Raw genomic sequence first — 23,553 nt, 5'->3', positions numbered from 1 at the left:
TCATCATTATGCTATCCCGCAGTTACCAGAGCAGCAGCGCTACTCGGTTGATAAGTCGTTAATATACTACGCTTTAGTTGGGTGCCTAGGTCACTCGGCGCCGATGTCGACGAGTATTGATTTAGCCAGGTGATTGTTTTCTCTATGCGTGCGCTAAACCATGTTTCACGTGCAAACAAGGAGTAGGCGCTTTCACCCATACTGTCGTGGTACATGTTTGTTGGAAGCGTTTCTACGCGCTCCGCTACAGATAAGATCTCTTCGCTTTTATCAGCACAAAATATTTCCAATGCATCAATAACATTCGCTAGAGTGAAAGCCACATTGATGAAAGGATCATACGCTAAACTTGCTGCGCCGAGCCGGTGCTCTACACGCGCAGTCTCCTGCCAATTTTGCTCACTCAATAATGCTTGTTGATTGATATCCTCAAGCAGCACTTTCACGCCCATAGGCTGATTATGTTTGCCCTGTTCCTTGTACAGCGCAATGCTTCCTTGATGTCCGCCTGATATATCAATAGGGGAACACAACTCCTGTGCTAAGCCATACTTGGTTTTAAGCGCCAGTCGCTCATACGCTTCTTCTTCAGGCAGATAAAGTAGGCAACACGATAAGCTAGTATTCATTAAGCAACGTTGAAGTAACTCACCAAACGCCTGCTGTGGTATTAGGTTTTTACCGTTTCTGAATACACTGACATTTACTTGAATAGCATTGGGGATATGCACAGCGCGTGAATGGTGAGTAAAGATACTTCGGCTGCCCATTGCCATTTGACCATCATCGCCAGACCAAACTACCGGTTTAATCAGGGTTTTACTCACCCCTTGTCGGGCGAATAAATTAGGCAAAAGTTTTAAGGCGAGTGATAAAAATTCTGCTTCTTGAAGAGGCGTTTGACCAGCAAATTCTGAGACATATTCCCACTGGTTATGCCAATATTCATCGACTAACTTGGCAGCAATTTTTCGTTGCTTGAATTGTCGGTTGATAAAATCGAAGTGTTTTGCTGATAAACGTTGGCCGTTCTCTAGCTGACAACAGCCTTCTAACTCAAAATGCACAGCAGGACAAAAACCAAGCGCGGCAATATGCTGTTGAAAGGCGACAATGGCTTGTCTAGCGAGTTCTGACGTCCGGTTCATGATGTAATTGTTGCATTCTCAAGATGGCATGTTTACGAGCAAACGGTGTATCTAGATTGCAAAGACCTTAAAAAAGGTAAACTAGTTTCAGGTTAACAACAACCTGTCACAAATAAAATAATCAAATCAATCCGTATTATGGATTATCATCAAACACTACAACTTTATTTTTGCCTTGTTGTTTAGCTAGGTAAAGCGCTTGATCAGATTGCAAATACATTGCCGACCTATCTACTGCGGCTTCACCATATGTGCTCACACCAACACTGATAGTAATCGTAACCTGCTCACCAAGCTCTGTAGTAAACAAACTGCTACTGACAGCCTCTTTTAGGCGCTCTGCGATCACTAACGCTTGTTCGACATCGGCTCTTGGCAAAATACACAAAAATTCCTCACCGCCAATACGACCAACCACATCACCGCCACGTAACGTTTGCTGCGCAACTTGCGACACTCGGCAAATAACCTCATCACCAAACGGGTGGCCGTATAAGTCATTAACACGTTTAAAGTCATCAATATCAAACAGAAGTATCGATAAATCACCCTGTTTTGACTCATTATTCGAGGTGATTCGATCTAAATAGTCAAAAATATAACGACGGTTGTATATGCCTGATAATGGGTCGGTAATTGATAGCGCCAATATTTTCTGTTTACTACGATATTGCATGAACGCGAATACCGTAATGATTGCTGATAGCAGCACAGCACCAACGGCAAAGTAAACTTGCAAGCGATTTGACGAGGCTTGCTCAGAAAGTTGAAGCTGCTGCACTTTGTTTCGCTGCTGCAGTAATGACATCTCTATATTTTGTCGCTCAATCTCCATTGCAGCACGAACGCGGATTAACTGTTGCGTAGAATTGTCTATTAAATGCTCCATATGAGCGGTGTAATATTGATTAATGGTATGAAACGCCACTTCATATTCGCCTCTTCCAGCATGAAGCAAACCGCGCAGCTTTAAGTTTTCTAATGTCCACTTTGTACCTGTGAGTTCAGGCATTGTCGCAAATATGCCTTCCGCCGCTTCAATATTCGCTTCAGCCTCTGCAAACTTACCTTCCTTGATTAAACAGTTTGCCTTTCTTTTATACAACTCCGCGTCATAATCTACCTGACCATTCAACGTCAGCGCTTTGTCTATCACCGGAATGGCCTTTTCGCAGTCTCCTTTTTCCGCATAAGTCATGCCTAAACCATAAGCACCAAAATAGCTAATTTCTTTGTTCGGCGTGTAGCTAATGCGGTTCAGGTATAAATTAAATTTTTCAGCGGCTAAGTCGTACTTTTTCCAATAGCGAAATGTCGAGGCTAGGCCATATATCGCTTCAGCAACATAAGGTTTGTAACCTAGTCGCTCATACGTGTCGAGAGCCTTAGTGTAATACTCTATCGACTTCTCATACTCCATCATATAGCCATAAACCGCGCCATAGGTTTCGTTAATCACCGCAATAAGAAAATTATCATTAAGCGCATAGGCTTCAACATAAGCTTCTTGAAGGTCTGCTAAAGACGTTTCATAAAGTTGCGTCAGCGAACGGGTGTAACCCAGTTCATGCTTGGCCTGCGTATACACAATATTAAGATTTGCTTCTTTAGCCTGCACCATCGCAAGTTCAGTCAGACTGACAGACTTGGAAAACTCACCTCTTCGCTGCGCGGCTATGCCCGCATACATGTTAAATGACGCTTGAATTTCAATATCGGTATCTGGCGTTATGAGCTTTTGGGCAAAGTCTACCGTTTGATCAAATTTTTTGTGAAAGTACAGAAGATTCTCAGCATGTGCTTTGCGGTATAAAAGCCAAAGATAGGCATCTTCAGACAGTTGTTCTTTATTTTTTTCAATTTGAAGAAGTTGCAGATAAACAGGGTGAGGGTTGCGGTTCACGTCATTGGCGATCGATTTAAAATGTTCAACCGTGTATGAATTGGACAACACTGCATGGCTGCAGATCAGCAAAACAAAACTAACAAAAATCCTCAACAACACAGAAGGTAACATCCTTGAACGCAATATACGCTGCTACTGTATCATAATTAAGCATGGATATTCAGCAGTCTAGTCGATTTAAATTCCTATATTATTTAATGTTATTGCGTCAAAACATAAAGCTTGCAAAGGTTTCTTAAATCGTAGTGTTTGAAAATACTGTCACACTTTATTGCCGTCGTTGATGGCACTTTTTTCTATAGTAAAAGTCACCATATCACCTACCAAAAACAAAAAAACGATGCCCAATCGCAAGAGGTGTTATTTCTGACTACACTTCAACTAGGCGCAAATTATGCAACGCATTAATTTGCTCGTATTTGTTGCTGTAACTTCTTCGTCATAATGGCGGTATTACGTTAATTCGACCAAATCTGGTGCACCAGCCAAACGCACAATGCACTTTTTTTGCGCAATTCATCGTTTTGTCATGTCTATCGCTTTGAATGACTTAGCTTTTACTTCTCTGTGTCGATAGGCAATTTGCCTCGTTGTTTCGAACACTGTGTTCATATACCCCATGGAGGACCTATGCCGACCTACGCCAATCGTTATATCAGTAATTTAACTCGTGATACTTATGCCTTAATTCTTGCTGGCGGAAGAGGCTCACGCTTGCACGAACTCACGGATTGGCGCGCAAAGCCCGCCACATTTTTTGGCGGAAAATTCCGAATTATCGACTTTCCTCTTTCAAACTGTATTAACTCTGGTATCCGACGTGTTGGTATCGCCACCCAGTACAAGTCACATTCACTCATTCGACACGTCAACCGTGCTTGGGGACATTTCAAAAAAGAGCTTGGTGAGTCTGTTGAAATTTTACCAGCATCACAGCGAAATGGTGATGGTTGGTATGCAGGTACAGCCGATGCGGTATACCAGAATATGGATATTATCCGCCATGAATTGCCCAAATACGTCATGATCTTATCGGGTGATCATGTATATCGTATGGATTATGGCGCATTGCTCGCTCAGCACGTTGAAAGTAATGCAGATATGACCGTTTGTTGTATTGAAGTGCCTTCCGAAGAAGCTGCGGGTCAGTTTGGTGTCATGACCGTCAATGATGAAAACAAAGTCGTCAGATTTGACGAAAAGCCTAAAAATCCGTCTTCGGTTCCTGGTAAGCCGGGGATGACGCTAGCGTCTATGGGTAACTATGTGTTTAATACCGAGTTCTTGTTTGAACAGCTCGAAATTGAAAACAAAGTTGAAGGCTCAAGCCAAGACTTCGGACACGATATCATTCCACGTATTATCGAAAAGCATAACGTGTATGCTTATCCGTTTGCCGATCCAGCAGAAAATCATCACCCCTACTGGCGCGATGTTGGTACGTTGGACTCTTTCTGGCAAGCAAACATCGAATTGATAGAGCCTGAGCCGAAACTGGATGTTTACGATGAAAACTGGCCAATTTGGACCTACCAAGAACAGACTGCACCTGCAAAATTTGTTTTTGACCAAGATATCCGACGGGGCATTGCCATTGACTCTTGTGTTGCTGGAGGTTGTATTGTGTCGGGTTCAACCGTCAAACGCTCTATGTTATTTTCTAAAGTACGCATTCACTCTTTTTGTCTTATAGACGAAGCCGTTATTTTACCTGGTGCTGTCATCAATCGCGGTGCTGTGATTAAAAAGGCAATTATTGACCGAAGCGTAGAAATTCCAGAAGGCCTCGAAGTCGGTGTAAATCACGAGCACGACAAACAAAATGGTTTTAGGGTAACGAAAAAAGGCGTGGTCCTAGTCACCCGCGAGATGATCGCGAACTATCTTGCTAAAACCATGGCTAAAAATGCAATTAAGGAAGTCAGCCTTGGCTAATATTTTATTTGTTGCCGCCGAAAACGATGCATTACCCAATGGCAAAGTTGGCGGCATCGCCGATGTCGTTCGCGATGTTCCCCAATTTTTAGCAACACAACAACAAGGCGTAGACGTTATTACGCCAAGTTATGGTTTCCACTCCACACAGCCTTATGCTGAACATGTAGGTAGTGTTTCAGTTTCATTTAGAGGAAAACCCGAACAATTAGACCTTTACCGATTGGCTATTAGCACGAGTAATGAACATGTCCAACAATGGGTATTGGAGCACCCTTACTTCGCAGCAAATGGCGCAGGAACTATCTATTATGATGACGGCCCTAATCGGCCATTCGCTTCAGACGCCAATAAATTCGCTTTGTTCTGTATTGGTGTGGCAGAGCTAGTAACTCACCACTGGTTTGAGCGCATCGATATTTTACATTTACACGATTGGCACGCTGCACTCGTGCCGGTGCTTGCTCACTTTGCTCCACAATACCATCCGCTTATACAGAAGCAGATTGTCTACACAATTCATAACCTAGCGCTTCAGGGGATCCGGCCACTACATGGCGACGAGTCCTCTTTAGGCGCATGGTTTCCCGAACTTCCGCTGGAGCAAGACACTGTTATAGATCCTCGATACCGGAACTGTATTAACCCAACACGCGCAGCCATCAACTTAGCAAATAAAGTGCATGCAGTATCGCCAACCTATGCAACAGAAATTGTTAAACCTTCTGACGCGGCCGCAGGCTTTATTGGCGGTGAAGGTTTAGAGCTTGACCTGCAGAAAGCTGAAGCCGAAGGACGACTCGTGGGTATTTTGAACGGCACTCAATATCAAGAGACCGTAAAATGGGGAGATTATGTGACTGCAGCACTTTCAGCGTTAAAGAAATGGCATAAAAGCGCCACGGCGTCCTCAGCTGAAGAGGTAGCACATCAACTTGCTACCGACAGACTATTGCAATGGAAGCAACAGTCAACCTCAATGGAGTCTAATAAACCGCCAAATGAAACACTCGTCACCAGTATCGGCCGTTTAACGTCTCAAAAAGTCGCTCTATTAGTGACAGAGGTCGATGGTGAAATAGCCATTAATAAACTTTTGGATGTGCTCGCTAACTACAATAGTAAGTTAGTCATTCTGGGCTCAGGCGATAAAACGCTGGCGCAAACAATGTCAGCAACTATGGCTGAAAAAGAGAATTTTCTTTTTTTGAATGGTTACGATACAGCACTTTCAGACGCCATTTACAGTGCCGGCGATTTGTTTTTAATGCCGAGCTCTTTTGAGCCCTGTGGCATTAGTCAGTTATTGGCATTGCAGGCAGGTCAGCCATGTTTTGTGCACGGAGTGGGCGGATTAAATGACACTATCGTCGACAATAAAACCGGTTTTATTTTTTACGGTAATTCGCCACAAGAGCAAGTCAGGAATATGCTCACACGATTTGAGGAGGCGCTTGCTTTCAAACGTCATTCACCCGAGCAATGGCTTAACATGGTTGAGAGCGCCAAATCAGCTCGATTTGAATGGCCAGAGGTTATAAAAGAGTACAGAGAAAAGCTCTACGGCTAGCCAAACGCAACGGCCAGTTCAAACATTGGGACTTGCAATTAAGACAACAAGCCAATAGCGTTTATTTGAATGAAAAATTTGCGGGGTAGCTATGGTATCCATCGAAGTCACCTTTTGATAACGGTACACTTTGAACTTTTCCTATCGCGTATACCATGGACAAATGAAAGTAAAAGTTTGGTAAGGCAAAACTCATCACATACTCACTTTGCGGTAGCGCTATATCTTCAAATCCTGCCCTATCTGAAATCGACAAAGAATCGTCGAATTGGTGCACGTTAGGTAGGGCCAAAAGTGCGTTGATTGTTACCTCTAATATCGCCTGAGTTTCAGCAATGGTATTTTGTTGCTCGACGAGTACTACAGGCCTATTCACCAATGGGTAATACATTCTTTTGGCAAAGTTGTTCACCACCGCCGCATGGGCGCCAAAAGGCAGCATATCATCCGCAAGTTTTGCAGCTAAAATGCTGTCATCACAAAGTCCCAGCATATGATTCAACTGCTTTAAATAGCGAATAAGCATAGGTTTTAGGTGACGGGCTAACATATCATTCATGCATGGCTCCTTGTTCAACATTTTCCATTAGTCATTACCCTATGTTTACGCAAAAAAGCAGGCAAACGCCTGCTTTACAATCAACAAGGGTATTGACGCGACATAGGGTTATTCTTCTGGCTCGCCTATCTTATCCTGTGTGCGCAATTCAAAGTCACTTGCATCATGACGTTCGTGCAATTGCTCATGCGGCTCACCCCAACCACGGTTAACCATTTTTCCGCGTTTTACTGCAGGCCTTGCTGCGATTTGATCAGCCCAACGAATAACATTTTTATACGACGCGACGTCTAAGAACTCTGCGGCTTCATATAAACCACCCTGCACCAAAACACCGTACCAGGGCCAGATAGCCATGTCTGCAATGGTGTAGTCGTCACCACACATAAACTCATTTTCAGCTAAATGTTTATCTAACAAGTCGAGTTGACGCTTAACTTCCATCGCAAAACGATTTATTGGGTACTCAAATTTTTCTGGTGCATAAGCATAAAAATGACCAAATCCACCGCCTAGGAAAGGGCCACTGCCCATTTGCCAAAACAACCAAGACATACATTGCGCTCGCGCACTTGGTTCTGTTGGTAAAAATTTGCCAAACTTTTCAGCCAGATAAACCAAGATAGCGCCAGATTCAAAAATCGGTGTGCCATTGTTAACGCTAGTGTCTAGCAACGCAGGAATTTTAGAGTTTGGGTTAACACCAACGAAACCAGAACTGAACTGCTCTCCTTCCATGATATTGACCATGTAAGCATCATATTCAGCGTCTGTAACACCCGTTTCGAGCAGTTCTTCTAGCATCACGGTAACCTTGACGCCATTGGGCGTTGCTAGCGAATACAGCTGCAGTGGATGCTTGCCTCGGGGTAGCTCTTTTTCATGTGTTGCACCTGAAATAGGACGATTGATGTTCGCGAATTTTCCTCCGCTTTCACTATCCCAAGTCCAAACTTTGGGTGGCTGATAACCTGAATCCGACATGTAATCACTCCTGCAAATAGCTCAATTAACGTGACAAATATGGAACTAGATTACGAACTTGGCAAAAAAATTTCATCTCCAGTTAATAAATTCGTTCAAAATTCACTGTTAAGCTGATTCCTGAGGTTCAGCGATAACAAGGTAACGTTGGTCGGCATCTTGACTGATAGCATCGAAAGGGTAGCAAGTAATCAACACTAGCAACTGCTGATGACCAATAAAACCAAGCGCATCATCGGCAGAAACGATTTTCGTATCAACAATCGTAAAATCTCGTTGATAGTTGTGATTACTCTCAACACCTATCGCTTGGCCAACCTCTAGACGCGAAATAAAGTTGAAGTGACTATCTCGGTGGCCAGACACAACAAACGGCTGCTCTTTCATTACTTGATTGAATGGCGCAATTGCACCTACCGAAAACGCAAGTGTTGTCGGATCGCCTCCATTGAGCACAATGATTTCTTTATCAATGTCGGCGAATGTTAACTTTGCAATGGCTTCAGTATCGGCCCAAGGCCATGGTTTAATGGATTCACCTGTTTCTCGAAGGTGGTGCCAGCTGGATAAAATGAGCTGTGCCGAAAGCCACGCTTTACTGGGCAGATACAGTGCCTGTAAGCAAATAACAGCAGCTACGATTATCCCACTCACCATGGCCAAGTTAGTGATACGGTTCATGACGGACTTATCCAACATTCTCATGTCGACTATCACCTTTTTTCGCTGCCCACTGGTAACAAGCCAACATCAAACAGAACAGCACTATTCCAATCAAAAACTGTTGCTGCCACCCCAATGCCGTTTTAGGCATTGCCGCTAACATCATCTCATTCACTTCTGACGCTTTACTGGCTTGCTGTTGCTGCAGCGTAGTTGGCGTTTGCTCGATAGCTAAAAAACGGGTGTAAGGCGATAAGATTTGATGGGCAATGGATGTGCGGATAACCGATTGTTTTACTTGCTCGCGCGGTGCTCCGACAATAAGGCTGTCCAGTAAACTGGCTATTTTACGTCGCGCCCAAATAGTTGAAACACCGTTTGCTTGCTGTGTGTTATCAACAGTCATTTGCTGATACCACGGCTCATTTTTTGTATCTCCCATCAACTGAATACTTGTAATAGGCAGATTTGATTTGATAGCTACATCCACCGCCTGTCCTTGATACAAATCAGGTAATATTGCCGGAAAAACCTCCGCTTGCTGATGGATTTTCTGATCCAGAACAATACGTAAATTCTTGACCGCTGGAGAAGCCATTTTTCGCATCAATGATGAGACTTGTTTGCTTATGTCTTGTTGCTGACGAATAAACACATACTGACCTCGCCCAAACTGCGCCGCCTTTTTCATAAAGTAGCCATTGGGCGCTGCACCAATGCCGACAGTGAAAATGCACTGCCCCGTATCACTTTGTTCAATAAGTTGCATCAGCTGGGTTTCATTGCCGACGGCACCATCCGTGATAAATACAATCTGTCGCAATAGTTCGCTGGTTTGCTCTGCAGCTACAGGCATAGCAAGAGCCTGGCTAAGTGGTTTTATCATTTCAGTACCACCATCCGCTCGCAGTTGCCGAATAAAAGCCCTAGCTTCTGTTAGGCTTGAAGCACTCACCACTTGCGACGCTTGAAACAGAACCTGCGTATCGCTTGCAAATGCAATAATGTTAAAGCTGTCTTGTTCAGTAAGCTCGGCAAGCGCATTTAACAAACTAGATTTTGCTTGTTTGATAGATGCGCCTTGCATGGAGCCGGACGTATCAATAATGAAGTTGATATCTCGTGCAAAAACAGTATTTTCATCTCTTCTCGGCGGCACAATAGTTAACGTTGTGAAATAACCATTGTCTAGATGCTCGCTCGCAGCACTTACTTGCGGCATATGGGAGTCAAACGGCTGCCAACTAATATGCACATCTCTTTTTTCTCTATTCTTTTTTTGCTTAACAGCAATAAGGTATTTGCTATCACCACCATTGTTGGCTACATCGATATGATGAGAGCGGCTACCTACCCGCTGAATTGGAATACCTGCATGCAAATGAACATTCACTTGTGGCGCAATACCAGCGTTATCGTCAGGAATGAATTCTGGTAAGTCGTTAATGGCCGAGCGTTCGCCTTGTGGTTGCTTAGGCTGGTAGCGTTTGGTGATGGCTTGCGGTAACACCAACTGAAACTCATTATCACGATAGGACACATCGAGTAAAAATCGAATAGTGACATTGACCTTTGCTTGCCCAGGGATGTTCGCAATGCGATTCGAAAATAGATTTGGCCGATGTTGCGTCACCATGCTGGCTTTCTTCCCCTGCTTTTTCGCTCGAACGTATGCACGTTCAGCTGCTTTAGCTTCCATAATTTGCCCTTTAATGACTCTGTCACCTATGGTGACTTCCATAAAATTTACAGCGGCATTTTCGGGTAAAGGAAATTGATATGTTCCTTCAAGCGCGGTTAAGTGTGGATTAGTAAATGCTTGCTTCACTTCAACATGCGCCAGTAAACCATGAATGCTCACACGAGTTTCTGTACTCAGTGGTAACACTGATTGAAGCGCCTTATTTGGATGGTTGAAACGCAGCATGGGTAATGCAATAAGTGGGTTGTCTGTAATTGCCAGTGAACCGGGCAAGCGCTGATTATTTCTTTCATTCACACCAACACTCGTCGATGCCTGCGCGACAATCGGAATGACTGCCGCAGCAATACCTACAAGTATGACAATAAATGCAATCGTGGCTCTTTTGCGCCAGCGCCGTTTTTTATCTCGGCGGTAGTAATATGACGATTGTGGGACAAATAAATCAGGTTTGGTTTTAAATAGGCTCACGCTGTGCTCCAGTTTCCTTGCGATGAGACTATTTCAGCAAAGGAAAAAGGAGTGTGACGGGCAAGATTAAGGCAATGTAGCGATCAAATGTGGCAATAAAATGGCACGCAGACAAAGTCCCCAGTTTATGCGCTGTAGCCTGCCTCTTTGACCCTATCCGCATATGTGCGAGAGACCGGCACAACCAGTGCATTTGATAAGACTAATTGCAATTTACGGCCATCTTTTTCGACCTTTACGATAGCGTCTTTTGCAACCCACCACGAACGATGTGTTTGTAATCCTGGAAAATTTGATAATGCAGACAATGCGTCTTTAAAGCGCATCAAAATCATATGATGCCCTTGGTCGGTATAAACCTTCAGGTAATGATCTGACATCTCTAAACACAGTAATTGACCACGTTTATCCAACGGGAGCTGGTGCATAAAATCTTGGAAGGCTTGGTCAACAAGTTGTTGCGTTGATTGCTGTGTCGTTTCTAACGCCTGCTTTGACTCTTCCAATGCTAAGGACTGCTGGTCGATATGATCACGCACCATAGTAATAATAGTGATCACGCCGCCAATCAAAAGTGTTTTGGGAAACACCTCACCAAATGATGCCATCAAATGGATATCAACCCGAAAAAACAACCAGGTAATTAGAGGAACTGCGAAACTCATAAGAGCGCTCGCGACAAAAGCACCAATAGCTACTCGGTGCCACTGCCGCTTAACATAAGGTGAAAGTGTTGATTCAATAATAGCGATTGTTGGCGCATAAATTCCATAGCCAACAAGGCAAGTCAGCACCCAATAACTCACCGACAGTAATGATGATATTTGGTCCATCCCAAATGGCGCTAGAAAACCTAAAACAACACCAACAATCGTCACTAAAACGACATTCTTAATCCGTTCTTTGACTTTCAGAATTTCGCTAATTGTTTGTTTTTTATTGTCAATTTCACGATTCGCCAATGGGCACGCATCCTTTTTTGTTTCATTTACGAAGTTTTGTGACAACTTCACGAAGTCTTAGTTGTCTGTCGTCAGATGCACATTCTATCTTGAGTTCAACACAAGGCAAACATGCCAATTAACAAATTAAACGAACATTGAGGAGAGACACTATGTCTATTACAAAACCTTCACTTATCACACTATTAACAGCTATCACTTTTGCAGGTCACGCTAATGCCAAGCAGATAGATTTTCATATTCAAGGCATACAAGTTTCGCAAGACAACAGTGTTAACGGAAAAATTTATATCCAACTATTCAAAGGTGAAGACGGTTATAAAAACAATAAGCCAGAAGCAGCAACAATTGTGGCGCCAAAAGAAAGTGAGGCAATAGTCAGTTTCAATAATTTGGAAGCTGGTGAATACGCTATTCGCTTCTTTCATGATCAAAACGACAACGGCGAACTGGAGACCAACCTGTTCGGTTTGCCGACCGAAGGATACGGTTTTTCCAATAATGCCCGTCCAAATTTTGGTCCAGTAATCTATGAGCAAATAAAGTTTACGTTAGATGAAAGCCAAACGTCAGTCACCAATCAAACAAACGTTATTTACTAAGCGGAGTTATTGTTATGCAACGTCGTGATTTTGTAAAAAGCCTAGCTGCTATGGGAATAACAAGTGCCTTACCTATGTCTGCGCTCGCACAATTAGGTAATTCCACTGCCGTTAATGTCAAAACGCTATTCAACCAAGCGCTCGCAAAGGACCCAGCATATATTGGTTTTGCTAATGTCGAGGGTGATTTTGCTCCTAAGAAACTCGCCATAGAAGGCAAGATACCGACCGACTTAAAAGGTATGTTCGTCAGAAATGGCCCTGCAAAACATGAGCGAGGCGATCAGCGTTATCGTCATCTGTTTGAAGGTGACGGCATGGTGCAGCAATTTCAGATTGCGGACGGCAACATTGTGCATCAAGGGAAGTTCTTACAAACCCCCAAATTTGTGCAAGAAGAAAAAGCAGGTCGTTTTTTATTTTCAGGACCCGATACAAGAATTAAGGGTAGCTTAGGGGTTTCTAATGCCGACCAAGTCAATGTAGCGAATACTAATATTATTCCTGTTAATGGTGATTTATGGGCGTTATGGGAAGGTGGTTCAGCGACAGAAATAGATGCTGAATCATTAGCGTATAAACGCCAAGTCAATTTAGGTGAAGGCACATCCTTTGGCAATCAGTTAAAAAATCTTCCTTTTTCAGCACACCCCAAAATTGATCCTAATGGCGATATTTGGAACTTCGGTGCAAATTCGAGCGGTCATATTATTGTTTACCACCTTTCTCCAAAAGGTCGATTGAAAAACATGCGACTCGTGCCAAGTAACTACAAAGGTGGGATGTTACATGACTTTTTAATCACAAAAGATTACGTGCTTATTGTGCTCCCTTCTCTCATTCGTCACCGTCACAAACAAGGACTGTTCAATAGCATAGGTATGGATAACAAACTGCCTATGCAAGTGCTTGTATTGGATAAAAATACGTTAGAAGTTGCGAAGCAATATGAGTTACCACCTGGCTTTGTTTTTCACTTCGGCAATGCGTGGCAGGATAAGCAAAAAAACATTCACTTTGATGCGAGCCTTTACAGCGATGTTGGTGTTTTGCACGAACTGTCTGATGTGATGTTAGGCAAGAAAGTCAAACACCGAACGAACGCTTATACAACGTGGTTTACCTTACATAATAACGGTCAAGTCTCACAACACACTTTCCCGGAAATTAGTGAGTTTCCGCGTGTGTGCAATCACTTGACGGGTATACAGAATCGTTTCTTGTTTCATTTGTCATGCAAAGAACATAGCCTTTGGAGCGATAGCGTCGTGGCAAGAGATTTACAGCGTGATACCACCAGCCAATTTGAATATGGGTCGGATTATCTCGTTGAAGAACATATTCCCATTTGTCCAACGGGAAAAGAAGGCAAAGGCTATTTGATTGGCACTGCACTGCATGTACCTACAAAACGTACGTGCTTGAATATTTTCAACATGACGAATGTTGCTGATGGCCCGATTGCCAGAGCTTGGTTGCCTTATCATTTGCCACTAGGTTTTCATGGCAATTTTATATCTGCCTGATACATCAGGTGCTGCTCACATCTGGATAAAATAATGTTCGGCCTGATGTGGCAGCGGCATAGAGCACACGAGAACCAGCGCTCAAAACAGGGCTTTGACCTGCTCCATTTGCTGTTGAAAGTTCAAACTTTGTTGGTGTGAGACAATTGGAGATTCCAGTTTGCCTGCAAGTATGTCCTCACCTGCTGCTTGTGCTTCAAAGTTAAGACCTATTGATTGCCGGTTATCTTCAAAGCGTTCAATCTCTTGCTCACCTTCGAACAGCGAGCAGCTATTGGCGCGCCAAAAGTCATGGATGGCGATATAACCCTTATCGCCAATAACATAGCCATAATTATTGAGCTTGCATTGAAATGAGGTCGCTAACGTTGCTTTGACATCATCACTCTTGCCTAGCATTAACACATCATTATCAACGCCATTAGGCGCAAGTTCTGCATTCACGTACTCAAATTGAATAGGCGCCTTGAGAAACAAGTTAGCAAAGGCGATGGGGTATATCCCCATATCGAGTAAACAACCACCCGCTAAACTTTTATTATAAACACGTGTATTGGGGTCATAGGCCATGGGGTAGCCAAAGTCCGCTTTGATATGCTTAATCTCTCCTATTCGCCCCTCATCAATCCATTGCTTTGCTTTTTGAATAGCGGGAAGAAAATACGTCCACATCGCTTCAAGTAAATAAACACCCTGCTCTTTCGCAAGTAAAGACAAAGCTTTCATCTCTGACGAGCCAACGGTAATAGGCTTCTCGCAGACCACATGCTTACCAGCTAACATTGCCGCTTTTGCTTGCTCGAAATGGAACGTATGAGGCGTGCCGATATAGACAATGTCGATACCTGAATCGTTAAAAAGCTGCTGATAACTGCCATATGCACGCTCAATGGAATATTTATCTGCAAATGCCTTAGCATCATCAAGGTTTCTCGCAGCCACCGCTTTTACTGTGCCATTGCTTACATATTCCATATCTGCAGCAAATTGCTGACAAATACGGCCAGCACTAATTATTCCCCAATTCAACATAATTTATTTCATGCCGCCAGTTGATAACTCATCGTTTGTCATACATATAAGATATTGATAATTAATGAAACCGACAAGGCAAATAATCTGCTATTGGCGGTTACTATTGATATCAGAGAAGGGAAACTTTCTACCACTTATTACATGGAGATAATATGGACATCGAATTACTAGAAAATCCTGATCAGTCATTAATCGACTTTTTGGATAAGAAAATTGCAGAATACAATTGGCAACACTGGGAAGTGAGCGAGCGCTTGCCTCTTGCTGTGCAAATAAAAAATGACCAAGGTGATGTTATCGCTGGCGCCGCCGCGCGCAGTTTCGGCGACTGGTTACTGCTCGATACCCTGTGGGTGTCTGATGAACTTAGAGGCCAAAACATTGGTTCTCAAATTCTAGAGAAAGTTGAGCAAGCAGGAAGAGAGCGAGGCTGTAAACGCTGCCTGCTAGATACACTTAATTTTCAAGCGATGCCTTTCTATCAAAAATATGGCTATGTGACTCAATGGGTGCAAGAAGGTTACCCAAAAAAAGGCTGCAAATATTTTATGGTCAAAGAGCTGTAACTGGCGCTGATATATACATCGTCATTCTCAATATAGTGCGGTATTAACAAACTTTGTATATCTGACTAATGTAAGTGAATATTTTTTGTTTGTGTACATTAATAAAAGCTGTCATTTAACTGATATACATTGACCACACCAGCAATTCACATGATTGGATGCATAGAATGAACATAGCTGAGCTGTTCACCTCATTAACACCAGTATTAGCCATTATGCTTTTCTTGGTGATTATGCGTCTGCCAGCAACTAAAGCCATGCCTTTATCACTGCTGTTAACAGTGATATCGAGCGCTTTTATCTGGAAAATATCATTCAGCCATATCGCTGCATCGGTATTGCAGGGACTAGTGATAGCTACAGGCATACTGATCATTGTCTTTGGCGCTATCACATTGCTCAATACTTTGAAGGCATCAGGTGCCATTAGCGTTATTCGCGCTGGTTTCACCAATATTAATGACGACCGACGCATTCAAGCCATTATTGTTGCGTGGTTGTTTGGCTCTTTTCTGGAGGGGGCGTCTGGGTTCGGTACGCCTGCTGCCATATGTGCCCCCTTGCTTGTCGCGCTAGGTTTTCCGCCACTCGCCGCGGTAGTTGTGGCACTCATTGCAGATAGTGCCGCCGTTTCATTTGGCGCTGTAGGTACGCCTGTTGTCGTGGGTTTAGGCCAAGGGCTCAACTCGATAACAGAGTCAGGTATTCAAGCAATCGCTGTAAAAGCTGTAACTATTGACCTCATCGCTGCTAGCTTTTTGCCCTTGGTTATTGTTTGTATCATGACTTCACAATTTGGTATTGGAGCTCAACGGTCGATAAAAGCAGGGCTTGCTATTTGGCCCTTTGCGCTGCTTGCTGGCTTTTCTTTTACCTTACCAGCGTACGCCGTAGCTGTACTACTTGGGCCTGAGTTTCCGTCTATTTTTGGCGGCCTCATTGGATTGGCTATTTGCATTGTTGCCGCGCAGAAAAAGTGGTTAACCCCAAAACAACGGTGGGATTTTCAGGAGGCAGATACCCCAGCTTTTCACCAACCGGCGGATGCTAGCACTCGCTTGCTGAATCTTTATTCTGCTTGGCTCCCGTATGTTTTGGTTGCCTTACTATTAGTGCTAACACGACTCGACTATTTACCGCTGAAAAACGCTTTGCTCTCTGTCAATTTTATTTGGCAAGATATTCTAGCTTCAGATCTATCTGCCAACCTACAGCCCTTGTATATTCCTGGTACTCTGTTTTTGCTCGTTGCCCTCATCACTGTATTTCTTCACCGTATCCCTAAAAATAAAGCCATCACCGTTTGGAAGAGCTCAGCCGCCTCATTGTTGCCAACGGTTATTGCTTTGGCAGCATCGGTACCCATGGTGCGAATTTTTCTCAACTCTGATGTTAATACAAGTGGCTTGCCAGCAATGCCTGTCGCACTGGCTGAACTTGCCGCCACCCATTTAGCCAACGCTTGGATATTTGTAGCCCCTTTTGTTGGCGCGCTAGGCTCTTTCATTGCAGGGTCAGCAACGTTTTCTAATATGATGTTCGCGCAGTTTCAGTGGAATACAGCAACACAAGCAGGACTTGATGCACAATCTATTCTTGCATTACAAATGATTGGCGCGAATGCTGGTAACATGATTTGTGTCGTTAACGTCGTAGCTGCCGCATCGGTTGTCGGTTTAGTGGGTAAAGAAGGGCAAATCATTCGCCTAACGCTACCAGCTATGCTCTACTACTGCATAAGTGCCGCGTTAGTTAGTTTACTGCTGTTAAGTTGAGTTACATGAAACCATCTTTTGTCGCATTACTCATCATTTCACTTACCGCCCTTATTTTTGGTTTCTATCGCACCACCGAGTGGTTATCACCCAAAGTCACCTTAAAAAACCAAGGGACAAGTGTCATAGAGAGCGCTAAAGTCTATTTGCCCAGTAATACTTTATCTTTTGATCGTATCGGTGCCGGTGAATCTATAACGATTTTACGCTCAAGCAATCAGGCTGACGGAAGTTACCGGTATATCATATCGTTGAGCAATGGCGAAACCTTGATAGGCAACTGCGGCTATGTGACAAACAGTGAATTTGCTATTACTCAACAAATAGTCGTGTTACCCGATAATAAAGTAGCGTGTTTTTATATTCCGTAATATTCGGACACTAAAATAAAGTTCAACGTTTACAATTCAGCCTTTTTATAGATATATTGATGGTTTACAGATTTAATCGTAAGTTATTAAAAAGTCGTCAATTCGCAGATAATGTGAGTTGTTAGGAAGACCATGTACATTGAAGTTTTTCGCCCTAAACAGTCTTATGACGTTGCCAAAGAGTACACGCTCTTTGCTGACGGTCAAAAAGTGGCTGTTATTAAAAGTGGGGAAAAACAGCTAATCCACATTCCAGAGAAAACGCAAACCCTACAAGCTCGATTAAATTGGCGAACCAGCGCAAAGCTTAACCCCGACGACTTATTGTTTAATCAGATCACCATTCGAAATTCATTCGCTGACCACTTCTTTAAATCTCTTTTTTTACCACTCTACTATGTCACGATTGGTCGAAGTCGTTATTTGAAAATAGAACAAGGTATTTAATCACGCTCGATTGTGGCAAGGATAATGATACATAGTTCAAGGATGAAAGATGATAGAAACAAGATATGTTGAATTAGACTGGCTAAGAGTTGTTTTAATTTTCGCTGTTTTTCTTCATCATTGTTTTATGCCCTTTAATGGAGATGGCTGGCATATCATGAATGCAGAGTCGAGTAAGTTGCTCGATGACATCATGGTTTACTTCGAGCAGGTTCGCTTACAAACTTTGTTTTTCATTGCTGGTGTCGGCAGTGCTTTGTTACTTCGAAAGCAATCATGGAAAGGTTTTTTATCCGCGAAATTAAAACGGCTTTTCATTCCTTTTGTTGTCGCAATGATGATCATCGTGCCACCGCAACATTATTTTGAGCACATTGCGCAATATACATCGCTTATTGATGCCTACTCTCAGCGACTATTGGCCTTTAGTCCTAACCATCTTTGGTTTATCGAGTTTTTACTGGTATTCATGCTACTAGCACCAGTGATAAACACATTGTTCAGTAGTAAATTGTGTAGTCAGTTACAATCATCACTGACTCGGCTGAGCAGCTATAAACACGGTTTGTTTTTATTGGTGGTTCTACTGGTTATTGTTCGATGCGTGACCAAGTGGATTAACGCCTCTTACGACAATAGTCTCGGTAACATTTCACAAGTCAGTTACTTTCTTTTTTTCTTTCTTGCAGGTATGTGGCTTATCCGAAACAAAGCTGCTTGGCTTGCTTTAGCAATGCATCGAAGAACAAATTTATATTGGTTATTGGTCGCAACCGTTATTTTTTATGGATTTTATATTCCTGATTACAGTCCTTACCTATCACTACCGATTAGACGACAAATATGGGTTGCTGTCGGCTGTTTAGTTTCATGGAGCGCGCTGCTCGTGATGTTGGGCTACGGACAAGCGTATTTATCGCATTCCCCCAAATGGTTAAGGAAAACTAACGAGCTAATTTACCCTTTCTACATTGTCCATCAAACCGTTATTGTTGCCTTTGCCTTTTACATCGTAAAGTGGCAAAGCTCTATTTTCCTCAAAGCGATGTGTTTAACGATAGCTTCAATGTTCGTATGTATGGCGCTTTGTCTTGCGATTGGCAAGGGTAATTGGGTGATACGAGTCATGTTTGGGTTAAAAACACAAAAAACAGTGGACGCTAAACCTAGTTTCACATAACCATTTTGTGATATTGTTACACTCCAATTTCGAAGTAAGAATTATTTGTAATTATGGAAAGAATTCAGGGGCTGATGGATAAATCGGCTATTTGTCTGTCTTTTGCTTGTGTTATTCATTGTTTGTTAGTGCCGTTTGCACTTGTTGTTCCTGCGCTAGCGTCTTTGCCAATCATGGGTGAAGAATTTCATTTAATGCTTCTGGCAGCAGTATTACCTGTTAGCATTATAGCGTTGAGTTTAGGCTTCAAAAAGCACAAGCAATGGCGAGTTATCACGCATAGCATCATCGGTTTTGTTATTTTGTTACTTGCAGCAACAATAGGCCACGATATTTTGGGTGAAACTGGTGAAAAGATTGCAACTATTATCGGTGCATTGTTTGTCTCATACAGCCACGTAAATAACTACAAGCTATGCTGTGTAAAAAAGACCTGTCAAACATCTACTAGCTAAACAACAATAAAGCTAAAGCTTGAACACATTGATTTAAAATAGCAAAACTAGTCAATGTGTTCACTCCCTCCATAAGTAGTCCTAGAATACTTTTCTGTTCCTTAAAGTTTGTTCATTACTCTAGCGTGCAAACTTGTCTTTATTATTATTTCCTTCAATACTTTATAAAATCTGATACTTGTCCATCAGCAAATGATTTAACACCTTGTTTCAAGAGTGTTTTTTAAACAATTCTAGTTGCATCAATAGTTCAGTTAGGTCATAGTGGAATTGTATAGTCATTCTCAATACACATTGAAAAATGAACACCAGAGGGATTTCCCCATGAACTTTAACGCGAGTTTATACGGCCCAACGTTGTTGTTATTTATGTTGTTTATGGGCGCCTTTAGCTATTATCTTGGACGTAAAAAGTCTGAAAACCCATTATTGACAATGGTGGTTGGTACCGCTCTCTCGATGATACCGCCTGTTGGGTTAATTTTTATCGCTATTTTAGCGAATCGTGACGACATCGATGTCGAAGAAAGTATACGTGAGTAAACAGTCTTAACGGAATAATAAGAATAAGGAAATCAATTGACTGCTCTGACACTGCTCATCATCATAAAAATCGTGGTCACCATCATTGCTGTGTCCATCCCCTTCTTGTTTGTTCCACACCATAAACTTGAGAAACTTAGCGGTTTTGAAACCAATAACCCTCTCATATTCAGGCTTTATGGCATTGCTATAACATCGTTATTACTTGGTTATGGTTCTGGGATCATATCAGCCGAACAAGGTATATTCCCGACGGGTATTGTCGTGATGGGGATATTGTCTAACTGTGGCGCAGCGTTTGTTATTTTTTTGTATGAAACGACTTTTCTTAATCGTGTGCTAGGTGGGATATTTCTGAGCATAGGTCTGGTGCTATCCGCGGCATTTGTAAAGCAAGTTTGGTGGATAACAACCGTCATCTAACTCATACAGTAAATATCCCATTAAAAAATACATCCATTGTTTACCGTTCACAGTAATGCATATTACTGCCTAGTCAAACGTCTCTATAGTGAAGACTCTAAAACGCGTATATCACAAGTACTGGTAAGTTAGGCTAATTTAGCTACAATAAGCCTGAGTTAATCTTGTTGTCACTCATTCTTTTCTTGAAACGTAAAGGATTGAAAGATGAATAAGGCAAAATTAGAGCGCGCTAAGTACAAAGTAGAAAACCCTGAGAATTTTATTACTCATAGCATGTTCATTGCGGGCGGTATCGCTATAGGTGTTACCTTTGGCTCAAGTATCAATAACCTCTCCATGGGCATTGCCCTCGGCTTGGCTGTCGGCGCAATCGCAGGTGGAATAGTCACTGCAATTCGACGGCTCTACGGTAAACGACTCTACAGTAAATAGTATCGATATTTCCCAATAAGTAAGTTAGTGTGTGGGCTTCCGTAGCCTATACATATAGCTTATGAATTTAAATCAAGTCACCTTGCCCGTTAATGATATGAGTGCCGCTTGCACCTTTTATTTAACGCTGGGCTTTACGCAAATTGTAGATACTTCCCATTACGCACGGTTTCACTGCCCAGAAGGTGATAGCACCTTTTCTTTGTCGTTAACAGATGATGCCAACGAACATGGTGTAGTTGTGTATTTTGAAACAGAGCATCTCGATGATTGGGTGAATACTTTAATAGCGAGAGGAATTGAAATCACACAAATGCCAAAGGACGAGAGCTACCTTTGGCGAGAGGCCATTGTTCATGACCCAAGCGGCAATAAGCTAAAGCTGTATTATGCAGGTGACAATAGAGTAAACCCACCATGGCGAGTAACCATTAACCATGATGACAGCTGATGACGTTATTTCAAGCTTAGAGGCGCTGGGCGATTCTGATATCGCCAAGCATTCAATGCGTTTCTTTAAAACAGGTAAGGGAGAATATGGCGAAGGAGATCGCTTTATCGGTATTCGTGTTCCGGTTATTAGAAAACAGATAAAGCTATACAAAACCCTGCCGCTTGACCAAGTCTCACAGCTTTTAAAACATGATATTCATGAAATTCGGTTGTTCGCCTTGTTACTACTTGTTGCTCGATTCAAACCCAAAAGAAGTCTGGAGCGAGAGCAGATCTATGAAATTTACTTAACGCATTTAGGTTACATTAATAACTGGGACTTGGTTGACAGTTCTTGTCACGTTATCGTTGGCGAATACCTAGCAGATAAAGACAGAACACTACTTTATCAATGGGCAAAGCACGACAACCTTTGGTACCGGCGAATAGCAATCATCTCAACGTTGCACTTTATCAAATTAAATGACTTTAGTGATACCTTGGCAATATCGACTGAACTTCTGAAGGATAAGGAAGATTTAATACACAAAGCCACTGGCTGGATGTTAAGAGAGGTCGGTAATAGAAACCAAGAAACATTACTCGACTATTTGGATAAGCACTATACGATAATGCCCAGAACAATGTTGCGCTATGCCATCGAGAAGTTGACAGCACAGCAACGGCAACACTTCCTTCGAAGATAATCGTTAACCTCGAAGGCAGCGATCCTTAACACTAGTTTTCTAATTGTAATTTTTTCAACAGCTTATAGCTTATTCGCATACTAAAAGGCTCTTCAGGAGTGGTTAAGTAGAAGGGAAAGCTATCAACATTTGGACTATTTGGATAAAACTGTGGCTCCATACAAATACCACTTGAGCTTTCAAACTTACCCGACAAAAATTTACCTGTATAAATTTGGAGCCCTGGGTAACCGCTGGATACATGGAGTTGCAGCTTTTTATCAGGACTTATTAATATCGCCTGCGCATCACCATTTTTCTGACGCACAACAAAGTTATGATCTAAGTCTGTACTGCCGACCTCTCCTGATAATGTCATTGGCTGGCGAAAGTCCATTTTTGAACCCTCAACCGGTATGACTTCACCGGTAGGAATATTTGCTGTATCAACTTCGGTATAGTTATCGGCGAATACTTGCAACATATGACCTACAGCTGAATTATCTATACCAGCGAGATTAAAATACGGGTGGGTTGTTGGGCCAATTACCGTTGGTTTGTCTGTTGTCACTTTAATGTCGATATCAAGTGAGCTGTCGTTGTTCAAATGATATGTCACCCAAAAATGCATATTACCTGGATAGCCATTAAAGCCGTCTGGCAATTCACACTTTAACGTAAGTACTTGCTCTTCTTGAGCAACGATTTCCCAATACATATCACTGACACTGTCCGCACCGCCATGTAAGTGATGCTTTCCCTCATTGGCTTGCAACGAAAACTTTTGATCATCGATAGTAAAAGCAGCATCACCAATACGATTAGCATAAGGTCCAACAATAGCGCCATGATAGAATGGGTCATTCTGATAATCGCTTAGATTGGAATAACCTAAAATGATATTGCGTGTTTCGTTATCCAGTTCAGTATGCCACTGGAGTAACCTAGCACCATAATTAGAGATACAAACTTCGTCACCAGAGGCGTTACAAAGTACAAAGGATCGTAAATCCATACTAAATTCCAACAAATTCCTGTGGTTTATAAACCACTTATCGCAGAAGTAAATATACAATACTTCATCACTTTTGCATTAGACTCTCGCTCAATGCTATCAAAGTCAAGCTTATTTAATGGCTAGCTACGTCCGCATATACTGCTTTATTTCGTCATTGAC

The 23,553-nt window shown here is 42.5% G+C and carries 24 protein-coding genes; 15 read left to right on the top strand and 9 right to left on the bottom strand.

The annotated features are described in order from the left end of the window. Window positions 1–11 precede the first annotated feature (11 nt). Window positions 12–1,148, bottom strand: coding sequence for a hypothetical protein (locus ACFSJY_RS16750; protein ID WP_386036917.1), 1,137 nt, complete (start codon window positions 1,146–1,148; stop codon window positions 12–14). Between the two features lie 136 nt (window positions 1,149–1,284). Continuing rightward, window positions 1,285–3,102: a tetratricopeptide repeat-containing diguanylate cyclase gene (locus ACFSJY_RS16745; protein ID WP_386036914.1), complete on the bottom strand. Its 1,818-nt coding sequence runs from the start codon at window positions 3,100–3,102 to the stop codon at window positions 1,285–1,287. A gap of 582 nt (window positions 3,103–3,684) precedes the next feature. Between ACFSJY_RS16745 and glgC the strand changes: the two genes are divergently transcribed. Together glgC and ACFSJY_RS16735 are read left to right on the top strand one after the other, a co-directional pair. Continuing rightward, complete coding sequence (gene glgC / locus ACFSJY_RS16740; RefSeq protein ID WP_386036911.1) at window positions 3,685–4,989, top strand: glucose-1-phosphate adenylyltransferase; 1,305 nt, start codon at window positions 3,685–3,687, stop codon at window positions 4,987–4,989. Then, a complete protein-coding gene (locus ACFSJY_RS16735; protein ID WP_386036908.1) occupies window positions 4,982–6,559 on the top strand; it encodes a glycogen synthase in 1,578 nt (525 codons plus the stop codon). Before glgC ends, ACFSJY_RS16735 begins: the two co-directional genes overlap by 8 nt. Window positions 6,560–6,620: 61 nt before the next feature. Here the strand turns inward: ACFSJY_RS16735 and ACFSJY_RS16730 are convergent, their stop codons facing one another. The 5 genes from ACFSJY_RS16730 to ACFSJY_RS16710 all read right to left on the bottom strand — a co-directional run bounded on the left by ACFSJY_RS16730 (window position 6,621) and on the right by ACFSJY_RS16710 (window position 11,951). Further along, window positions 6,621–7,118: a DUF1993 family protein gene (locus tag ACFSJY_RS16730; RefSeq protein ID WP_386036906.1), complete on the bottom strand. Its 498-nt coding sequence runs from the start codon at window positions 7,116–7,118 to the stop codon at window positions 6,621–6,623. A gap of 108 nt (window positions 7,119–7,226) precedes the next feature. Continuing rightward, a complete protein-coding gene (yghU, locus tag ACFSJY_RS16725; protein ID WP_386036904.1) occupies window positions 7,227–8,102 on the bottom strand; it encodes a glutathione-dependent disulfide-bond oxidoreductase in 876 nt (291 codons plus the stop codon). A gap of 108 nt (window positions 8,103–8,210) precedes the next feature. After that, window positions 8,211–8,807 carry a class GN sortase gene (locus ACFSJY_RS16720; RefSeq protein WP_386036901.1) on the bottom strand — a complete coding sequence of 199 codons (597 nt, stop codon included), beginning with the start codon at window positions 8,805–8,807 and terminating at the stop codon, window positions 8,211–8,213. Beyond that, window positions 8,791–10,938: a marine proteobacterial sortase target protein gene (locus ACFSJY_RS16715; protein ID WP_386036898.1), complete on the bottom strand. Its 2,148-nt coding sequence runs from the start codon at window positions 10,936–10,938 to the stop codon at window positions 8,791–8,793. Before ACFSJY_RS16715 ends, ACFSJY_RS16720 begins: the two co-directional genes overlap by 17 nt. Window positions 10,939–11,063: 125 nt before the next feature. After that, on the bottom strand, window positions 11,064–11,951 hold the full coding sequence (locus ACFSJY_RS16710; protein WP_386036896.1) for a LytTR family DNA-binding domain-containing protein: 888 nt from the start codon (window positions 11,949–11,951) through the stop codon (window positions 11,064–11,066). A gap of 101 nt (window positions 11,952–12,052) precedes the next feature. On the opposite strand from ACFSJY_RS16710, the gene ACFSJY_RS16705 reads away from it, so the two are divergent. Together ACFSJY_RS16705 and ACFSJY_RS16700 are read left to right on the top strand one after the other, a co-directional pair. Further along, window positions 12,053–12,502: a DUF2141 domain-containing protein gene (locus tag ACFSJY_RS16705; protein ID WP_386036893.1), complete on the top strand. Its 450-nt coding sequence runs from the start codon at window positions 12,053–12,055 to the stop codon at window positions 12,500–12,502. Between the two features lie 14 nt (window positions 12,503–12,516). After that, window positions 12,517–14,028 (top strand): carotenoid oxygenase family protein, encoded by a 1,512-nt coding sequence (locus ACFSJY_RS16700; RefSeq protein ID WP_386036891.1) that lies wholly within the window; start codon window positions 12,517–12,519, stop codon window positions 14,026–14,028. A gap of 81 nt (window positions 14,029–14,109) precedes the next feature. On the opposite strand, the gene ACFSJY_RS16695 is transcribed toward ACFSJY_RS16700, so the two are convergent. Next, window positions 14,110–15,060, bottom strand: a complete 951-nt coding sequence (locus ACFSJY_RS16695; RefSeq protein ID WP_386036889.1) for a Gfo/Idh/MocA family protein — start codon at window positions 15,058–15,060, stop codon at window positions 14,110–14,112. Window positions 15,061–15,215: 155 nt separating this feature from the next. On the opposite strand from ACFSJY_RS16695, the gene ACFSJY_RS16690 reads away from it, so the two are divergent. From ACFSJY_RS16690 to ACFSJY_RS16640, 11 genes are all read left to right on the top strand, one after another. Then, complete coding sequence (locus ACFSJY_RS16690) at window positions 15,216–15,629, top strand: GNAT family N-acetyltransferase (RefSeq protein ID WP_386036886.1); 414 nt, start codon at window positions 15,216–15,218, stop codon at window positions 15,627–15,629. Window positions 15,630–15,796: 167 nt separating this feature from the next. Beyond that, the gene (locus tag ACFSJY_RS16685) at window positions 15,797–17,404 is read left to right on the top strand and encodes an L-lactate permease (RefSeq protein WP_386036883.1); all 1,608 of its coding nucleotides are present in this window, start codon (window positions 15,797–15,799) and stop codon (window positions 17,402–17,404) included. Between the two features lie 5 nt (window positions 17,405–17,409). Next, window positions 17,410–17,775 (top strand): hypothetical protein, encoded by a 366-nt coding sequence (locus ACFSJY_RS16680; protein ID WP_386036880.1) that lies wholly within the window; start codon window positions 17,410–17,412, stop codon window positions 17,773–17,775. Between the two features lie 132 nt (window positions 17,776–17,907). Next, window positions 17,908–18,222: a hypothetical protein gene (locus tag ACFSJY_RS16675; RefSeq protein ID WP_386036878.1), complete on the top strand. Its 315-nt coding sequence runs from the start codon at window positions 17,908–17,910 to the stop codon at window positions 18,220–18,222. A gap of 49 nt (window positions 18,223–18,271) precedes the next feature. Beyond that, complete coding sequence (locus tag ACFSJY_RS16670) at window positions 18,272–19,402, top strand: acyltransferase family protein (protein ID WP_386036876.1); 1,131 nt, start codon at window positions 18,272–18,274, stop codon at window positions 19,400–19,402. A 53-nt stretch (window positions 19,403–19,455) separates the two neighbouring features. After that, window positions 19,456–19,857, top strand: a complete 402-nt coding sequence (locus ACFSJY_RS16665; RefSeq protein WP_386036873.1) for a MerC domain-containing protein — start codon at window positions 19,456–19,458, stop codon at window positions 19,855–19,857. Between the two features lie 324 nt (window positions 19,858–20,181). Then, a complete protein-coding gene (locus tag ACFSJY_RS16660; RefSeq protein ID WP_386036870.1) occupies window positions 20,182–20,400 on the top strand; it encodes a hypothetical protein in 219 nt (72 codons plus the stop codon). A 36-nt stretch (window positions 20,401–20,436) separates the two neighbouring features. Next, window positions 20,437–20,823 carry a hypothetical protein gene (locus ACFSJY_RS16655; protein WP_386036868.1) on the top strand — a complete coding sequence of 129 codons (387 nt, stop codon included), beginning with the start codon at window positions 20,437–20,439 and terminating at the stop codon, window positions 20,821–20,823. Between the two features lie 207 nt (window positions 20,824–21,030). Continuing rightward, window positions 21,031–21,258, top strand: a complete 228-nt coding sequence (locus ACFSJY_RS16650) for a hypothetical protein (protein WP_386036865.1) — start codon at window positions 21,031–21,033, stop codon at window positions 21,256–21,258. A 61-nt stretch (window positions 21,259–21,319) separates the two neighbouring features. After that, a complete protein-coding gene (locus ACFSJY_RS16645; RefSeq protein ID WP_386036863.1) occupies window positions 21,320–21,709 on the top strand; it encodes a VOC family protein in 390 nt (129 codons plus the stop codon). Further along, window positions 21,696–22,397 carry a DNA alkylation repair protein gene (locus ACFSJY_RS16640; protein WP_386036860.1) on the top strand — a complete coding sequence of 234 codons (702 nt, stop codon included), beginning with the start codon at window positions 21,696–21,698 and terminating at the stop codon, window positions 22,395–22,397. Before ACFSJY_RS16645 ends, ACFSJY_RS16640 begins: the two co-directional genes overlap by 14 nt. A 31-nt stretch (window positions 22,398–22,428) precedes the next feature. Here the strand turns inward: ACFSJY_RS16640 and ACFSJY_RS16635 are convergent, their stop codons facing one another. Further along, window positions 22,429–23,391: an aldose epimerase family protein gene (locus tag ACFSJY_RS16635; protein WP_386036857.1), complete on the bottom strand. Its 963-nt coding sequence runs from the start codon at window positions 23,389–23,391 to the stop codon at window positions 22,429–22,431. Between the last annotated feature and the right edge of the window lie 162 nt (window positions 23,392–23,553).

Origin of the sequence: Thalassotalea euphylliae (assembly GCF_042682785.1) — a bacterium.
In the GTDB taxonomy this organism is placed as follows: Bacteria; Pseudomonadota; Gammaproteobacteria; order Enterobacterales; family Alteromonadaceae; genus Thalassotalea_F; species Thalassotalea_F euphylliae.
This window is presented reverse-complemented; position numbering and strand designations above follow the sequence as displayed.

Excerpts from the sequence above, each read along its gene's own strand:
- ACFSJY_RS16750 (WP_386036917.1), bottom strand. The coding sequence starts at position 1,148 with ATGAACCGGACGTCAGAACTCGCTAGACAAGCCATTGTCGCCTTTCAA.
- glgC (WP_386036911.1), top strand. The coding sequence starts at position 3,685 with ATGCCGACCTACGCCAATCGTTATATCAGTAATTTAACTCGTGATACT.
- ACFSJY_RS16730 (WP_386036906.1), bottom strand. The coding sequence starts at position 7,118 with ATGAATGATATGTTAGCCCGTCACCTAAAACCTATGCTTATTCGCTAT.
- yghU (WP_386036904.1), bottom strand. The coding sequence starts at position 8,102 with ATGTCGGATTCAGGTTATCAGCCACCCAAAGTTTGGACTTGGGATAGT.
- ACFSJY_RS16720 (WP_386036901.1), bottom strand. The coding sequence starts at position 8,807 with ATGAGAATGTTGGATAAGTCCGTCATGAACCGTATCACTAACTTGGCC.
- ACFSJY_RS16705 (WP_386036893.1), top strand. The coding sequence starts at position 12,053 with ATGTCTATTACAAAACCTTCACTTATCACACTATTAACAGCTATCACT.
- ACFSJY_RS16700 (WP_386036891.1), top strand. The coding sequence starts at position 12,517 with ATGCAACGTCGTGATTTTGTAAAAAGCCTAGCTGCTATGGGAATAACA.
- ACFSJY_RS16695 (WP_386036889.1), bottom strand. The coding sequence starts at position 15,060 with ATGTTGAATTGGGGAATAATTAGTGCTGGCCGTATTTGTCAGCAATTT.
- ACFSJY_RS16690 (WP_386036886.1), top strand. The coding sequence starts at position 15,216 with ATGGACATCGAATTACTAGAAAATCCTGATCAGTCATTAATCGACTTT.
- ACFSJY_RS16685 (WP_386036883.1), top strand. The coding sequence starts at position 15,797 with ATGAACATAGCTGAGCTGTTCACCTCATTAACACCAGTATTAGCCATT.
- ACFSJY_RS16680 (WP_386036880.1), top strand. The coding sequence starts at position 17,410 with ATGAAACCATCTTTTGTCGCATTACTCATCATTTCACTTACCGCCCTT.
- ACFSJY_RS16675 (WP_386036878.1), top strand. The coding sequence starts at position 17,908 with ATGTACATTGAAGTTTTTCGCCCTAAACAGTCTTATGACGTTGCCAAA.
- ACFSJY_RS16670 (WP_386036876.1), top strand. The coding sequence starts at position 18,272 with ATGATAGAAACAAGATATGTTGAATTAGACTGGCTAAGAGTTGTTTTA.
- ACFSJY_RS16665 (WP_386036873.1), top strand. The coding sequence starts at position 19,456 with ATGGAAAGAATTCAGGGGCTGATGGATAAATCGGCTATTTGTCTGTCT.
- ACFSJY_RS16660 (WP_386036870.1), top strand. The coding sequence starts at position 20,182 with ATGAACTTTAACGCGAGTTTATACGGCCCAACGTTGTTGTTATTTATG.
- ACFSJY_RS16650 (WP_386036865.1), top strand. The coding sequence starts at position 21,031 with ATGAATAAGGCAAAATTAGAGCGCGCTAAGTACAAAGTAGAAAACCCT.
- ACFSJY_RS16645 (WP_386036863.1), top strand. The coding sequence starts at position 21,320 with ATGAATTTAAATCAAGTCACCTTGCCCGTTAATGATATGAGTGCCGCT.
- ACFSJY_RS16640 (WP_386036860.1), top strand. The coding sequence starts at position 21,696 with ATGATGACAGCTGATGACGTTATTTCAAGCTTAGAGGCGCTGGGCGAT.
- ACFSJY_RS16635 (WP_386036857.1), bottom strand. The coding sequence starts at position 23,391 with ATGGATTTACGATCCTTTGTACTTTGTAACGCCTCTGGTGACGAAGTT.